This is a genomic window from Psychrobacter sp. UBA6739, from assembly GCF_002453835.1.
GTDB lineage: Bacteria > Pseudomonadota > Gammaproteobacteria > Pseudomonadales > Moraxellaceae > Psychrobacter > Psychrobacter immobilis_A.
In genome coordinates this window covers 1-15412 of the sequence record NZ_DKHR01000029.1, presented here as the reverse complement: position 1 = coordinate 15412, position 15412 = coordinate 1, and the positions used below count along the sequence as shown (strand labels likewise).

General features: G+C 39.0%; 12 protein-coding genes. 6 read left to right on the top strand and 6 right to left on the bottom strand.

The window, feature by feature from the left end:
• Positions 1-46: 46 nt before the first annotated feature.
• The 3 genes from yidD to rpmH form a co-directional block, all read right to left on the bottom strand.
• Entirely contained in the window at positions 47-424 is a 378-nt protein-coding gene (yidD, locus tag B2575_RS07105; protein ID WP_296240826.1) for a membrane protein insertion efficiency factor YidD, read from the bottom strand.
• A gap of 1 nt (position 425) precedes the next feature.
• Positions 426-797: a ribonuclease P protein component gene (gene rnpA, locus B2575_RS07100; RefSeq protein WP_296240825.1), complete on the bottom strand. Its 372-nt coding sequence runs from the start codon at positions 795-797 to the stop codon at positions 426-428.
• A gap of 200 nt (positions 798-997) precedes the next feature.
• Positions 998-1132 carry a 50S ribosomal protein L34 gene (gene rpmH, locus B2575_RS07095; protein ID WP_007394757.1) on the bottom strand — a complete coding sequence of 45 codons (135 nt, stop codon included), beginning with the start codon at positions 1130-1132 and terminating at the stop codon, positions 998-1000.
• 623 nt (positions 1133-1755) lie between these two features.
• Between rpmH and dnaA the strand changes: the two genes are divergently transcribed.
• The 5 genes from dnaA (at position 1756) to B2575_RS07070 (ending at position 9794) form a co-directional block, all read left to right on the top strand.
• Entirely contained in the window at positions 1756-3201 is a 1446-nt protein-coding gene (dnaA, locus tag B2575_RS07090; RefSeq protein WP_296240822.1) for a chromosomal replication initiator protein DnaA, read from the top strand.
• Positions 3202-3362: 161 nt separating this feature from the next.
• Complete coding sequence (gene dnaN, locus B2575_RS07085; RefSeq protein WP_296240821.1) at positions 3363-4538, top strand: DNA polymerase III subunit beta; 1176 nt, start codon at positions 3363-3365, stop codon at positions 4536-4538.
• A gap of 196 nt (positions 4539-4734) precedes the next feature.
• On the top strand, positions 4735-5940 hold the full coding sequence (gene recF, locus B2575_RS07080; protein WP_296240819.1) for a DNA replication/repair protein RecF: 1206 nt from the start codon (positions 4735-4737) through the stop codon (positions 5938-5940).
• A gap of 515 nt (positions 5941-6455) precedes the next feature.
• On the top strand, positions 6456-9071 hold the full coding sequence (gyrB, locus tag B2575_RS07075; protein WP_296240817.1) for a DNA topoisomerase (ATP-hydrolyzing) subunit B: 2616 nt from the start codon (positions 6456-6458) through the stop codon (positions 9069-9071).
• 141 nt (positions 9072-9212) lie between these two features.
• The gene (locus B2575_RS07070; RefSeq protein WP_296240815.1) at positions 9213-9794 is read left to right on the top strand and encodes a manganese efflux pump MntP family protein; all 582 of its coding nucleotides are present in this window, start codon (positions 9213-9215) and stop codon (positions 9792-9794) included.
• A 123-nt stretch (positions 9795-9917) separates the two neighbouring features.
• Here the strand turns inward: B2575_RS07070 and rlmF are convergent, their stop codons facing one another.
• Entirely contained in the window at positions 9918-10955 is a 1038-nt protein-coding gene (gene rlmF, locus B2575_RS07065) for a 23S rRNA (adenine(1618)-N(6))-methyltransferase RlmF (RefSeq protein WP_296240814.1), read from the bottom strand.
• Positions 10956-11020: 65 nt separating this feature from the next.
• Positions 11021-11758, bottom strand: a complete 738-nt coding sequence (locus tag B2575_RS07060; protein WP_296240812.1) for a LysE family translocator — start codon at positions 11756-11758, stop codon at positions 11021-11023.
• Positions 11759-11974: 216 nt separating this feature from the next.
• Between B2575_RS07060 and B2575_RS07055 the strand changes: the two genes are divergently transcribed.
• The gene (locus tag B2575_RS07055; protein ID WP_296240810.1) at positions 11975-12790 is read left to right on the top strand and encodes a crotonase/enoyl-CoA hydratase family protein; all 816 of its coding nucleotides are present in this window, start codon (positions 11975-11977) and stop codon (positions 12788-12790) included.
• A 163-nt stretch (positions 12791-12953) separates the two neighbouring features.
• On the opposite strand, the gene B2575_RS07050 is transcribed toward B2575_RS07055, so the two are convergent.
• Complete coding sequence (locus B2575_RS07050; protein ID WP_296240897.1) at positions 12954-15140, bottom strand: SIR2 family protein; 2187 nt, start codon at positions 15138-15140, stop codon at positions 12954-12956.
• Between the last annotated feature and the right edge of the window lie 272 nt (positions 15141-15412).

Here is a 15412-nt window from a genome sequence, read left to right as displayed (position 1 = left end):
TGGGTAACTAAATAGATATCCACAACTTCGCAGTCTATGATGAACGCTATGTTAGTTTCATCATATGGTTTAAGCGAGACACATAGCTTTTATTATCTCTAAAAATATATAAACCTTGAACTTTGACACTAGTAGCTAGTGCGTTAAAAGGTACATATTGATAATGATAAGAAGATAACGGTAGCGGCACAAAATCAATGCCGTGTCCACCCAAAGGATGACAACTGCCAATACGTTTCAATAATAACCAACTGCCTGCTCGGACTCCATGCCATGCCAAAGCTTGTTTACCATAATTCGAGCACGTAGGATAATAGCGGCAACGAGCAGGTAATAGTGGACTTATTAACTTTTGATAAAAAACAATAAAATAATAAATAATTTTATAAAGCAAATTATTTAAATTAATAAATAAAAAATTCATTTTATTTTTTTTCTATTTTTTTAATAATATTAATTATTTGATTTTTTAATTCTTTATTATCTATATCTTTTATAGATTTTTTAAAAATAAAAACAATATCTTTGTTTTCTAAAGAATGAGCCTTTACACGAAAATGCTCACGTATTTGACGCTTGATTAAATTTCGCGCGACAGCCGTAGGAACTTTACGCTTGGTAATAGCCATGCCGACTCGTGGCTTATCCTGATCATTGGTACGCACAAATGCCATTAGATGGCTCTGATGAAGCTTACGCTCAGGTGCATCAAAAACCTCACGGAAGGCCGCAGGCGTGAGCAAACGCTGCTCTTTGGTGAAGCGGGCATTAGCTGCCGCTGAAACAGTATTGGACATAGCACAACCTAGTATAAGAGCGAATAACGGTAGCGGAAATAATAGCGCAGAAATAACAACAAAGTACAGAGACAAAAAAAGCGCCGATGTGGGCGCTTTTAATATATGGCTAAGTGTCAGTTGTGGTGATTGACTATCGCAATCTATAAATAATAGAAACACAACAAGCACTATAAGCCATGCTTATCGCAATCTACTGATTATACAGTAAGACGATGACGTCCTTTAGCGCGGCGACGAGCTAAGACCTGACGGCCTTTTTTAGTTGCCATACGAGCACGGAAACCGTGAGTACGTTTACGCTTGATCACGCTTGGTTGGAATGTACGTTTCATAACTCACCTATCAAAATAATGGACTAAATTCGTAATAACGGAGGATTATACCACCGCATAGAATCTGGGTCAATGAACTAATTTAATCTATGTCGATGCAGACAGATATTTTGACAGAGGAAATATCATTTTAAATGATTCATCGTGTGTAAAGTTCATATTCATAACTAAAAAATAACGACTCAGTTAATTAATTCAGTGATGGATTTTCAAAAGTTATCCACAGTTTGTGCTGAACTCTATAATAATTAACTATTAATATATATAAGTATTGTTGTTATTGGGGGCTCGATTATCTGTGGCTAAGTAAGTTTTCCTTTTTATTATCAATGTATTGTACTATGGGTAAACCTGTGGATAACCTGTGGGCTAAATATGGATAACTCACCTTTTAAAGTTATACACAAAAGTATCCACAGCCTTATCCCCAAAAAACAAGGTTTTATCCACAGGGTATTTGTGTTAGATTAGCCCCTACTTAATATGTGGCTTCGTATAGTTTATCAACGTAACTTCCAATATGGTTTCCAACGGAAATAATTGCGGAAAATATTAAGGTCTACGCAACAGATCATACTGCTAAAACACAAATATTATTTCAAATTATAGGGTTAGTATTTTTCATGATAGACACAGCAAATATTTGGGATAAATGTCTAAATGACCTACGATATAACGTCAAAGACAACGTATTTACTATGTGGTTGAGACCATTGTCAGCTCATCAAGAGGCGCAAACGCTGACTATACTTGCTCCTAATGATTATTTTGTGACTTACATCAAAAAAAACCACTTGCAAGAGATACAGCAGCTGGTTGCTAAGCACAGTCAAGGAAGTATTGAAGAGGTGGTTGTGCGTGTTGATAACGCTGGCCGCGATAGCGAAGACAATCGTCAATTGCAATCAGGGTCTTTGTTTGAAGAAGATAAACCCTCCCCTACCCCTGCAGATCATAAGTTTGAAACCATTCATCATAACAATGCAAAAGCAGATATTGATGCCAATATGCGTCACGCAGAATTGGTTGATTCTGCTGATGCTAAGTCGTTAAGTTACCTAAACCCTGACTTTACTTTTGAAACTTTTGTCACTGGCAAATCTAACAATCTGGCTTATAAAGCCTGTTATGAGCTTGGTAAGCGCCAATCAAAAAATCGACACAATCCTTTATTTATATATGGACCTTCTGGTTTGGGAAAAACGCATTTAATGCATTCTGTAGCACATCGATATTTAAAAAATAATCAAAGTTTTTATTATTTCACTTCTGAAAAATTTATTAATCAATTGGTTTATTCATTAAGAAATAATAAAATAGAAGATTTTAAAAAGAAAATTAAAAAAGTGGATTTATTGATTGTAGATGATATTCATGTATTGGCAGGAAAAACCAAAAGTAGTAATGAGTTTTTGACATTATTTGCAGATTTTACCAGTGGTGATAAACAACTGATTTTGGCTTCAGATCGTCATCCTTCGCAAATGACCGAATTCGATGAACGTTTTAGATCGCGATTTTCTTGGGGTCTCACTGTAGCAGTTGATCCGCCTGAGATTGATACTCGTGTGCAAATTTTGCAAAAAAAAGCAGCTTCATATGGTATGACACTGCCTAAAGAATGCGCATTATTCATCGCTCAAAACGTGGTTTCAAATGTTAGGCGTTTAGAAGGTGCTCTAAATCAAGTTTTTGCTAATGCTAATTTGACGGGTGCACAGATTACTCTTGAAATGGTGCAATATGCGCTAAAAGACATCGTCGCGATGCGTGTGCAAGCTGTGAATATGGATAATATTCGCAAAGTGGTTGCTGAGTACTATGACGTGACCATCAAAGAAATGATGGGTCGTAAGCGTACACGCAGTATTGCTAGACCTCGCCAAATTGCGATGGCACTATCACGTGAATTGACCGGTGATAGCTTTCCTGAAATTGGTCAGTCATTCGGTGGGCGCGATCATACAACGGTGATGCATGCTTGCGATAAAGTTAATGAGCTACGAGCAGCGGATCCTGCGTTTGATAAGGATTACAAAACACTGGCATTGATGCTGCAAGCGGGTTAGTAGGTCGCGGTATCACTATGTTTTAGTGGATTGATATGGTTTATAATATTAAAAATACGAGTAGACAGACAGCGAATGGATTATAGTCAATAGACAGGGTATGATTAAGCCATTATTGTTAAGTTTTATAATAAAAATCATTTAAATAAGAGTAACCAAGCATGCAATTATCGATTAATCGAGAGTCGTTACTAAAAGCCATTAATTTGATCGCCAAGGCTGCTGATAAACGGCACAATATGGTTATTTTAGGCAATATCAAGCTACAGCTATCCGAATCAACGCTTATTTTGACGGCTTCTGATTTAGAAGTAGAGCTGACATCGACTTTGAAACTGCCTGCTGGTGCTTGTGTTGAAGCTGGTACCACGACTTTACCTGCAACAAAGTTAAAAGACATCTGTAAATCATTGCCTGCACAAGCTCAAATTAATTTGGCCACTCAAGAAAATGAACGCTGCTTATTAACCAGCGGCAAGAGTCGATTCACCTTAGGCACATTACCTAGCGAAGATTATCCGAGTTTGGGCAATCCCGAAAATATCACGCCATTGACCATCAGTCGCAATCGTCTTATCGATTTGATTCATAAAACGCAGTTTGCAATGGCGATTCAAGATGTACGCTATTATTTGACTGGCATGTTGTTTGATGTGTCGCAACAGCAGCTGACGACGGTTGCAACCGATGGGCATCGATTGGCTTTAGCGCGCAGCGTTATCGATGTCAGTGCTGATTTAAATATGCAGGCTATTTTGCCCCGTAAAGCTGTGATTGAGCTTGAACGCTTGGCCTCTGAGCTAGGAAAAATGCTTGGTGAGCAAGACAATCAGGTCACCTTGAGCTTTGGTCGTGAGTTTCTGCAAGTGAGCTTACCGTTTGGTGACGTTGATAGTGCAGGGCAGGTCAATCAAAACCTGATGGTTACTTTCACTGCGCGTCTGATTGATGGGAAATTCCCTGATTATCGCCGAGTGATGCCAAGTAATACGGATAAACTGGCTTTATTCAATCAAGAAAAAATGACCGACGTACTGCGCCGTGTCGCGATTTTAAGTAATGAAAAATCTCGCGGTGTGGTGTTTAATTTTGCCAGCGACGGCATGGTAGAAGTTCGTGCTAATAATGCAGAGCAAGATGAAGCGGTGGAGATGATACAGGCGAAGTATGAAGGTGAGCCGATGGAGCTGTCTTTTAATGCGGCTTATTTACAAGATGTGCTTGGTGTTATTCAAGGTGACTTGCAAATGCACATGAGCCAATCGAATGCGTCGGTGCTAGTCAATCAGCTGAATGATGAGTTCCATCAGTATGTCATTATGCCAATGCGTATATAGTTTCTGTATAATTTCTATATGTTTTCAATAGGCTTAATAGCAGAGGCTAAAGACACTCAGTTTACACTTAAAAATTAAGGTAAGGTAAGCTGAGCTGAGCTGAGTGTCTTTGATTAGAATACAGTATTTTAAATTTAATATTTATTAAACTTTTGCCTATTTTTATAGGTAGCGTCAATAGGTGGCTGTCGGCATTATGATTGAACGTCTACAAATATCGAACCTACGCAACCTGACGCACGTCAATCTACATGCAACAGCTTGCAACGTCATTATCGGTGCCAATGGCAGTGGAAAAACCTCATTACTCGAAGCCATATTTCTGCTATCAAGAGGAAAAAGCTTTCGTCATCACCAGCCAAAACGCTATATCCAGCACCATCAAAATACAGCGACTGTATACGCTAGACTCAATGATAGTAGTACCTTAGCTATCCAAAAACAAGCTGACGCGACCACAATTCTACGGCTCAATCAAACCACTGTCTATAACCAAAGCATCTTAACTGAGCAGCTACCAACGCTACTGATAGATCCATCGACGATGGATATGTTAGAGCAGGGTAGTGCTAGTCGTCGCCAGTTGCTAGATTGGCTAGTGTTTCACATGAAACAAGGTTTTCATCCGCAATGGCTCGCCTATCAGCGTCTATTAAAACAGCGCAATAGTTTATTAAAAAAGACACGTCATTTGACCCAAGTGCAGCTCGCTGAACTAAAATCGTGGGACAAAGGACTTAGTAATCATGCGGCACTGATTCATCATTATCGCGAACGCATATTCGCAGAATGGCAGCCTTATTTTGCTGAAAGTATCGTGCAGTTATTACCTGCTTATGCGGAGCAATTGAGCCTTAGCTATAATGCTGGTTACGATACTACTGTTGCGCTGGATATACAGCTTAACGAGCGCTTAGAACAGGATTTGCAACTTGGATATACTCGTATCGGTAATCACCGTGCTGATGTTCATGTGCATTGGCGTTCTAATGACTCGACAGCGTCGAATAACAATTTCTCAGATACAATGCATGAAGCGGACACTAACCTCAAAGTACCTGTTATAAAAGAGCAGGCAGCCAATGTATTGTCGCGTGGTGAAAAAAAGCTATTAATCACAGCACTGCGTTTATCGCAACTGCCACTACTGCTAAATACCCAAAAGACTAATGATCTATCAAATGATAGCGCTCATGCTCAGGTGACACCAGTGGTATTGCTAGATGATATTACTGCAGAGCTTGATGATAGGGCGATAGATATTCTATTGTCGACGTTAGCGCAGCTGCCATGTCAGGTATTTATGACCAGCTTAACCGATGATATTTTGCCTTTGGTGCATCAATATTGGTCAGAACCTAATATGTTTCATGTGAAACAAGGTCAAATCTTTAGTCCTTAATTATCTCCTTTATGTTATTTCCTTTATGTTATTTCCTTTCTCCATGGTCTTTCATATCGATACTTATCTACCTGTCGTTTCGTAACGATATAGGCTATCTTTGCGAGCTGGTTTTATAGGCATAAAACGCTCAGTAAACAGTGACTTAGAGGCAAAAAAATGCTAAAATGGGGCTTTATTTTTGTCCTGTTCTCAGCAAGTTGTTTGATGACGTTATATAGGTGTTTTGCAATGCCTGTAAATTTCTAAGTATTTGATAAATAGATGTTTTATTTGCTCTCTTGGTTTTTATAATGTTTAAAAAAAGAAGCCGATGTTAGAAAAAAAAGCGCGGACTTGAAACTCTTTTTAAGTCGCTATCAACACTCAAGAATTTTTAGCTAATCGTGTATTAGCTGGTAATGCTTATCAAAGGTTTTGACTATAAAAATTAAGTCTAAAATAACGTTATGAGGCGTCATCGTAGTGGTGCGCTAATAACAAACGGCTGATTATGGCTAGATTAAGGAATGCACATGAGTGATTCATTACCTAACGACCACGAGCAACTGACGTCAGACAGCATTGCTGAAACTACGGCACCAGCGGTGGTTCCTGAAAGTTTACCTTCTGATTATAGCTCCAAAGATATTCGTGTATTGCGCGGGTTAGAAGCGGTACGCGTACGCCCTGGTATGTACATCGGTGATACGGATGATGGTACAGGCTTACATCATATGGTCTTTGAGGTGGTGGATAACTCTATCGATGAGGCTCTGGCGGGTCATTGTGATCAAATCGATATCATTATCCACGAAGACGAATCTGTGAGCGTTATGGATAATGGTCGCGGCGTGCCTGTCGATATCCATCCAGAAGAAGGTGTATCTGCGGCGCAGGTCATTATGACTGTCTTGCATGCAGGCGGTAAGTTCGATGATAACAGCTATAAAGTATCAGGCGGCTTACATGGTGTTGGTGTCTCGGTCGTTAACGCCCTATCGAAAAAGCTTGAAATGAACATCTGGCGTGAAGGTTATCACTACCATCAAACCTATACCGATGGGGTGCCTGATGCAGACATTCAGCAGATGGAACCAACCGACAAAACTGGTACGCAAATTCGCTTTTATCCAAGTAGCGATGTGTTTACTGGCACCATCTTTGAGTACGATATTTTAGCGAAGCGTTTGCGTGAGCTATCATTTTTGAATTCGGGTGTACGCATTGTTTTAACGGATGAGCGTATTGATAAGCGTCATGAGTTTGAACACAAAGGCGGCTTGTCAGAATTTGTCAGCTATATCAATGCTGGTAAAGATGGCATCAATGAAGTCTTTCATTTTGTGAGTGAGCAAGATGATGGTATCAGTGTCGAAGTGGCGTTACAGTGGACAGATACTTATAACGAAAAAGTGTTTTGTTTCACCAACAATATTCCCCAAAGGGATGGTGGTACGCATCTATCTGGCTTTCGTTCAGCGTTGACGCGTTGTTTGAATACCTATATGGATCGCGAGAATCTCTTTAAAAAAGAGAAGGTCGTTGCTACTGGTGATGATGCGCGTGAAGGTCTAACCGCTATCGTATCCGTTAAAGTTCCAGATCCTAAGTTTTCGAGTCAAACCAAAGATAAACTGGTATCAAGTGAAGTGAAATCTGCTGTCGAATCAGCAATGCATGATAAGTTTAATGATTATCTGCAAGAGAATCCAAGCGCTGGTAAGGCTATTGCTGGCAAAATAATTGATGCCGCTCGTGCTCGTGATGCCGCTCGTAAAGCCCGTGAGATGACGCGTCGTAAAACCACGTTAGATATCGCTGGTCTGCCTGGTAAGTTGGCAGATTGCCAAGAAAAAGATCCGGCATTGTCAGAACTTTACATTGTGGAGGGTGACTCTGCAGGTGGTTCAGCAAAACAAGGTCGTAGCCGCAAAACCCAAGCGATTTTGCCATTGAAAGGTAAAATCCTAAATGTAGAGCGCGCACGCTTTGACAAAATGCTGTCTTCTGCTGAGGTTGGTAACTTGATTACTGCGCTTGGTTGCGGCATTGGTCCAGACGAATATAATCCAGATAAAGTACGTTATCATAAAATCATCATCATGACCGATGCGGACGTTGATGGATCACATATTCGTACCCTGTTGCTGACTTTCTTCTTCCGTCAAACGCCTGAGTTGATCGAACGTGGTTATATTTATATCGCCCAACCACCGCTTTATAAAGTGAAAAAAGGTCGTCAAGAGCTGTACCTGAAAGACGACGAAGCACTCAAAGCGTACTTATTGTCTTCAACGATTGATAATACTAAGCTGCATATCAGTGCGGATGCTCCTGCTATTACTGGTCAAGCGCTAGAAACGCTACTAAATGATTATAACCAAACGCAGCTGATCAAAGCCCGTTTGCAGATTCGTTTTCCAGCGGTGTTATTGGATGCGCTGACGCATACACCGAAGCTTAGCACCGATATGACTTATGATTTGCCTGCGATGCAAGCGTGGCAAGAGGCGATGCAAGCTCAGCTTGAGCACTTCGGTAGTGACTTGAGTCCGGAGATTGAACTGGTCAATATCCATGCGCCGCAGCCTAAAAATATGGATGCTGCTGCTGCTGATTTATTGGGTATGAAGCCTGTCATTGAAGTTGAAGGCGGGGAAAATGTTGACGCTGAAGCTCCAGTAGCAAAAGCACAGTGGCTACCGCGTATTACGGTGTATGTGCACCAGTTAGCCCATCATTATCTGCTAGATGCTAGCTTTATCAATTCGGGCGAGTACAGCAAGTTGCTGCGTTTGTCTGCTGAATGGAATACCTTGCTTGCAGAGGATGCCTTTATCCGCCGTGAAGCAAGTGCGGGAACCACTAAAGACATTCCTGTACGTGACTTTGATTATCTCTGGCAGCAGATGATGCTTGATGCGCGTCGTGGTCTAGCAATTCAGCGCTATAAAGGGCTGGGTGAAATGAACGCAGATCAGCTCTGGGATACCACGATGGATCCTGAAAACCGTCGTATGCTACGCGTGACGATTGAAGATGCGATTGCGGCGGATCATATGTTTACTTGCTTGATGGGTGATCATGTTGAACCGCGTCGTATTTTCATTGAAGAGAATGCATTGACGGTGTCTAATTTAGACATTTAGGTTGGACATAAAAAGTTGCGAAATCATTGTTAATTAATTAAAAAAACCACCGCTTTGGCAATCAAGGCGGTGGTTTTTTAATGTTAGAATTGTTTCACGTGAAACTTAGTTTACGAATTGCTTTAGATAATGGATATAGAAATGATCGAAGTTTTTTTACTTGCGATAGCCTTGGCGATGGATGCATTTGCGGTATCAATTGGGTTAGGGGCTAAATCGCAAAATAAATCATCTGCTTATGTGCTGCGTTTAGCCGTTTATGCAGCGCTTTATTTTGGTATTGCACAGGGTGTGATGCCGCTAATTGGTTATCTATTGGGTGCAGTATTATTAGGCTGGTTAGCGACTGCTGCACCGTGGATTGGTGGTGGGATTCTTATTCTGCTTGGCGCTAAGATGTTATATGAAGCGTTTAATGGTGAGGTTGAAGCGGTATTAGCAGACAGTTTCGATGAAAATATACAAGAAAAAATCAATCATCGTATGATGTTTACATTGGCTATTGCTACCAGTATTGATGCGATGGCAGCAGGCTTTACTTTAAACTTACTGGCAATTAATGCGTGGTTAGCCTGTTTAATCATCGCTATTGTCACCGCTGTATTTGGCTTTTTTGGTATCTATTTAGGTAAGCATTCAGGTACGTGGCTCGAGGATAAAGCTGAGATACTTGGTGGATTAGTATTGATAGCCATTGGTATAAAGGTGATGTTTATCCGTTAATAAGCATCGTTATTTGAATTGATTCTCTACAATAAAAAGCACCCCTTTGATAATCAGAGGAGTGCTTTTTTGATAAAGGCTTTGTTTCACGTGAAACTATAACTATTTTATATTAACTACTATCTATTCTTCGTCAGTATCAAAACGCCATGCGAGTATACGCGTACTTTTTTGACCTTGGCTCATCTCAATGATGCGCATTTGGGCAACACCAAGTTGTTTTAACAGCAATTGCATTGGTTTCACGTTTTCTGATTTTGAGACTAAACTTGTGAACCAGCCAACATGCTCAGCGAAATCTTGACTCTCTTTTGCCATTTTGGTTAAGAAGGCAATCTCACCGCCTTCAGACCATAGCTCTTTATGCTGACCACCAAAGTTTAGGTTTTGCGCGGCATTACCAGACTTGGTTGAGCTGCGGCTAATTTGTGCGTTCTCATTCTTACCGCGATGTCGTTGCAAATTATGCTGCTTACGGCTATTGGCTTCCATCGCTTCTTCTAATGAGGCATGGAATGGCGGGTTGCAAACCACCACATCAAAGTAATCTTGGCGACCGATGATATTTTTAAAAATAAATTTAGGTTCGGTCTGTAGTTTGACTTTAACGGCACTTTTTAGCTTTGGATTGGTCTCACAAATCAGCGCAGCCGTATTGACTGAAATAGGGTCAATGTCTGAAGCTGTAAAGCGCCAGCCATAGCTTTGGCTACCAACAATCGGATAAATAGCGCTGGCACCAGTACCAATATCAAGGGCATGGATTTCTTTGCCAGTCGGTGGGGTATTCTCTTTATTCACATGCGTGGTTTGTGCGAGTAAATCGGCAATGTAGTGAATGTAATCGGCACGTCCCGGAATCGGTGGACATAGATAACCTTCCGGGATATCCCAAAATTTCACACCATAATAATTTGCTAGTAGTGCCTGATTAAGGACGCGCACGGCGGCACTGTCTGAAAAGTTAATCGTCGACTCGCCTTTGGGATTAGTGATGGTATGCTTAGCAAGCTCAGGCAAAGCGCGAGTCAATACTTCAAAGTCATAACGACCTTGGTGCGGATTGCGCGGATGTAGCTGCCCTAATTTTTTAGCAGTCTCAGGCGATCTGTTTCGGTGATTGTTGGCGGTCGGGCGACGGTTCATAGGCTTACTGGTCATAGTATCGGGCTTTGATATGTGAATGTAATGCACCATTTTAGCAGATTTCACGAGTCACTAGCGCCTTATCGGCTACGTAAAATCAGATTTAATCCCAATATTATCATCGCTGTACCCAATACACGGTCGATCCAATGTTCAAAACGCTGAAAGCGACGATGAATGGCAGGAATAGACAGTAACATCACCACGGTACTAAACCATGCCATCTGCAAGACCATCATCCAGATACCATAAATAGCCAATTGCCACAGCGGTATATCGGGTGATAAAACGAGGGTAAATATCGCGACGAAATAGACGGGCGCTTTGGGATTAAACACATTGCAAAAAAATCCACGGCGTAGAATGGAAGCGGTTGAGTCTGTATCAGTAGGCGGTTTTTTATTAGAAATGGCTTTATCAGAAAGTTCGGCATCATTGGTAGAAGTCGTTTGCTTAATAAGCATATCTTGTGAAACGTGAGCGCCTGAATCTATTAGCTCTGCTGAATTTTCTAAATCTGATGCTTTTTTCGGTTTGGCTTGAATACCTTGCCATCCTAGATAAATAAGATAACTGCCGCCCAAACATTTAATAGCAGTGAGTAGTGGCTGCGAATGGGCGATGACCGTTGCCAGTCCTAGCACCGAATAGATAATGTGTATCGCAAGACCTAAAGTAATACCAAGGCTACAAATCAAACCCGTGCGTCTACCTTTTGCCAAGGTTTGCTGTGATACCAATACAAAATCAGGACCCGGAGAGGCGGCAGCGAGTAGATGGACGCTGGTGATAAGCAAAAAACCGTGCCAAAATTCCATAAAATGCTCTGAGTCATGTCTTGAGTTGGATAATAGTTGCACATTAGCGTAAATGGGGTCAACTGATATTGACGCCAGCTATTGATCCTCATGCTAAAACGATGCTTGCGTTGCACCGAACGTATGTCTATATTGAAAGTAAGTTACATAATTTTTAGCGGTATTAATTCGCCATGTGACAAACCATAAAACGATCGCTCTAATAAGGATAAAAACATGACTACGGAAAGTAATAATAGTAACTCTACTAGCAATGACACTCGCATTACCTATGACGTCCAAGATTACATCTGTTTGATCGGGCTCAATCGCGCGTATAAACGCAATGCCTTTGATAGCCATATGATTAAGCAACTCTCTGAGGCACTCACTCAATATGAAAATGACGCTAATCTGCGTTGTGCGCTGATATTCGCTCACGGTGAGCACTTCACCGCAGGGCTTGATTTGATGGAGCTACAAGATAAATGGGATAAAGGCGCATTTGAATTCGATGAAACCCAAATAGATCCATGGGGAATTGGTGGAAAACTGCGCACCAAACCTGTGGTCGTGGCGATACAAGGAACGTGTTTCACCGCTGGGATTGAGCTGATGTTAAATAGCGATGTGGTCATCGCCAGTGATAACTGCAACTTTGCACAAATGGAAGTTCAGCGAGGTATTATGCCGTTTGGTGGCGCGACTGTACGCTTCGTAGCAGCAGCTGGCTGGCAAAAAGCCATGCCGTATCTATTAACGGGTAAAAACTTTGACGCGCAAACGGCTGATAGACTGAATTTGGTCAGCGAAGTGGTGGCAAATGGTACTGAGTATGAGCGCGCGCTAACTATCGCTAAAGAGATTTGCAACGCTGCACCGCTTGGCGTACAAGGATTACTATCCTCAGCACAAGACGCCAGTCGCAATGGCGCAAAAGCGGCACTCGCCAATATTCATGGCTATCTACCGCATTTATTTCATTCGGAAGATGCGAAAGAGGGTGCGATGGCGATGGTTGAGAGAAGGGAAGCTGAGTTTAGGGGTAGGTAGTCTTAGGAATTCATAAACTATTAAACCCATGGAAGATACAAGAATAAATTTTAAAATAAATTCTCGTATCTATTTTTTTCGAAGTCTAGATTTACGTATTAATACTGAGTTAAGAATGATTTAATGTAATAAATAATATAAATTAAACTACATTTAATCAATATTATTTTTCAATCAACTCTTTTAATGATATCTTGTCAATATCTTCTAATATGACCCAGTCATTAAATACTAGGTAATATTCTCTATCATTATTAATCAACTTTTTAATATCTGATAACGCTTGTTTATAGTTGCTACCAATAACCAATTTAGCAGCTATTGATGTCAGTTTATCTTCTGGTTTTGCTCTGCTAATAATTGAATCTAAATCAGATTTGTTATATTTTTTATCACTGTTTATCTTATAACTATACATAGTGTTTATAATTAAAACATTGCAATCAAAGTCGAAATTACCATCTTTAAAATTATTTAGAAGTGCATCTAACTTAATATATTCTTTATTCTTTAGTAACAAAAAACTTTTCCTACTAAAATAATCATCATCTAAAGGTTTGTAGCTATATTTCTTTTCAAGATAAATAATGGAATTCTCTAAGTCACCTTGTTCTTCTTTTATTAAAGACATAAAACTATTAAAATATACAGGGCTTGTATTTATTTCCTTAGCTTTCAATATTGACTCTATCTTGTCAATTAGATCAATATTTACGTACTTGGCGATAGTAATTATTTTGTCTATGTGATCTACAAATCTTCTATTTTTTAATATATTTATAATTTCTTCTTCAATTAAAGATGATTCGAAATTATGTAGAAATAAAAATTGTATTCTAGAAACAAGAACTTCAACAGGCTCATCTAAATTCTTACTGTCAATTAAGCCTATGTAAAAATCATATCTGTCATCCTTGCTAAAACTCAATTCAGTATTAGTAAACAGTTTATCAATTAATTTTTTTATTGAATGCTGATCAGCTTTGGAGCTAGTTCTAAATCTTAAACGTAAGTCTTCTATTAGTACTTTTGCATAGTCTTTATCGTCAAAAAAGTTAGCATAGTTTGTTTCTAAGTTCAATGTATAGATACTGTTATTATTAATACCTTTAGCAGTGTTCAGCAAATTGATAGATTTTTTCTTTATTTTATCTTTTTCATCTGCTGATGAAGATATTTTATATAAAAAATATAAAGCATTGATTTTATAAAACCATGCTTTGTTACTCAAACTAGGTTCTAATTTTAAACTAGATTCAATTAACGTAATAGATTGATCTATAAATAATTTATCTTTACTATAACTTTTGTAACTATTTAAAACCTCAAATTTTAAACTTATAACATAATTTAAATACTCAAAATCATTATTAAAGTGTTCCTTATATCTATCAAGCTCTACTTCGAACATCCTTTCTTTCAATTTTTTAAAAGATCTAATTTTAGGTAAATAGTAGTTGAAGTTATTAACATCAATTTTTACGAGCTCCTCAGCCCATTTGTCATAATCAGAATCTAAATTTAGTCTTCTAGAAAAATCTATAAGTTTCGCTAACCATAGAGTTTTTAGTGAATCACTTTGTGCCTCTAAATAATAATCTACAGAGTTCCTATATGCTTCTTTTAAGTCATTACTAGCAACTTTATCAATTTCTAAAAAGTTCTTATGATCTTGTATTGTTGCCTTATTTTCTGGAGACTCGTTATCTTCATATATACCTTCGGAGATTATAGCTGATAAGGATTGAGTTTCACTTTCATATTCTAGAATCTCTATATCTTTCTTGATGTTTTCATCATCGAAATTATTTTTATTGTTGATGATTTGCTGTATTATTTTCTGTTGTTTTGACTCTCCATACGTATTAAAAACTCTAGTAGAACCTAAAAGCTCTTGATGTAAGATATTAAAAAATTCATCAAACCCTTTGATGATAACTGGATAGACTCCATCTTTCCAAAAAAAACTTTTAAGTTTAGGGTTTATCTCATCATCTTCTCTAATGCACCAATATATCCCGTTCTTGAGATATGACTCTGATTTTATAAGATATTCCAGTGTATCCATTATTGAACGATCATTACCTGAGTAGCCAACTACAATTAATCCATACTCTTTACAAAATTCTATAAGTTTGTCTTTGATATTGTTCTCTAAAGACTCCGTTTCTCTTAAAGTGCTTTTAATGTCTTCAAAGAGATAGTCGCCATGTAGCTTAATGATTTTAGGTCTTTGAGACGTTACAGATATAGAGTGAACAGATGAATCATGTGCACATACTATCGGTCGCCTATTAGAGAGCTGATAAAATGCTTCATTGATTAGATCATCGAAGTTTGTAGTGAATATTGAGTTGAAATAATTATTTTTAACTAGTGATACTAGATAAGCATATCCTATAGAAGGTAGTTTCCCGTCTACCTCCTGTTCAATAAACCTCCTACGCTGAGGTGCTAAATCGAATTTCTTCTCAAAAAGCGAGGAGTATGGGTTAGTAGCGTCAAACCAACTAGCTTGTTCTCTCTCAAAGTATAATTTTAATTCTCTGTAACGAGTGTGTGTATTGTCTTCATGGCTTTCGTCTAGCTCAAATTTCTTATATAGTCAGTCTTTTATAAATA

What these genes read in the sequence shown, in the direction of transcription:
- yidD (WP_296240826.1), bottom strand. Translation starts at nt 424, where the DNA reads ATGAATTTTTTATTTATTAATTTAAATAATTTGCTTTATAAAATTATT.
- rnpA (WP_296240825.1), bottom strand. Translation starts at nt 797, where the DNA reads ATGTCCAATACTGTTTCAGCGGCAGCTAATGCCCGCTTCACCAAAGAG.
- rpmH (WP_007394757.1), bottom strand. Translation starts at nt 1,132, where the DNA reads ATGAAACGTACATTCCAACCAAGCGTGATCAAGCGTAAACGTACTCAC.
- dnaA (WP_296240822.1), top strand. Translation starts at nt 1,756, where the DNA reads ATGATAGACACAGCAAATATTTGGGATAAATGTCTAAATGACCTACGA.
- dnaN (WP_296240821.1), top strand. Translation starts at nt 3,363, where the DNA reads ATGCAATTATCGATTAATCGAGAGTCGTTACTAAAAGCCATTAATTTG.
- recF (WP_296240819.1), top strand. Translation starts at nt 4,735, where the DNA reads ATGATTGAACGTCTACAAATATCGAACCTACGCAACCTGACGCACGTC.
- gyrB (WP_296240817.1), top strand. Translation starts at nt 6,456, where the DNA reads ATGAGTGATTCATTACCTAACGACCACGAGCAACTGACGTCAGACAGC.
- B2575_RS07070 (WP_296240815.1), top strand. Translation starts at nt 9,213, where the DNA reads ATGATCGAAGTTTTTTTACTTGCGATAGCCTTGGCGATGGATGCATTT.
- rlmF (WP_296240814.1), bottom strand. Translation starts at nt 10,955, where the DNA reads ATGACCAGTAAGCCTATGAACCGTCGCCCGACCGCCAACAATCACCGA.
- B2575_RS07060 (WP_296240812.1), bottom strand. Translation starts at nt 11,758, where the DNA reads ATGGAATTTTGGCACGGTTTTTTGCTTATCACCAGCGTCCATCTACTC.
- B2575_RS07055 (WP_296240810.1), top strand. Translation starts at nt 11,975, where the DNA reads ATGACTACGGAAAGTAATAATAGTAACTCTACTAGCAATGACACTCGC.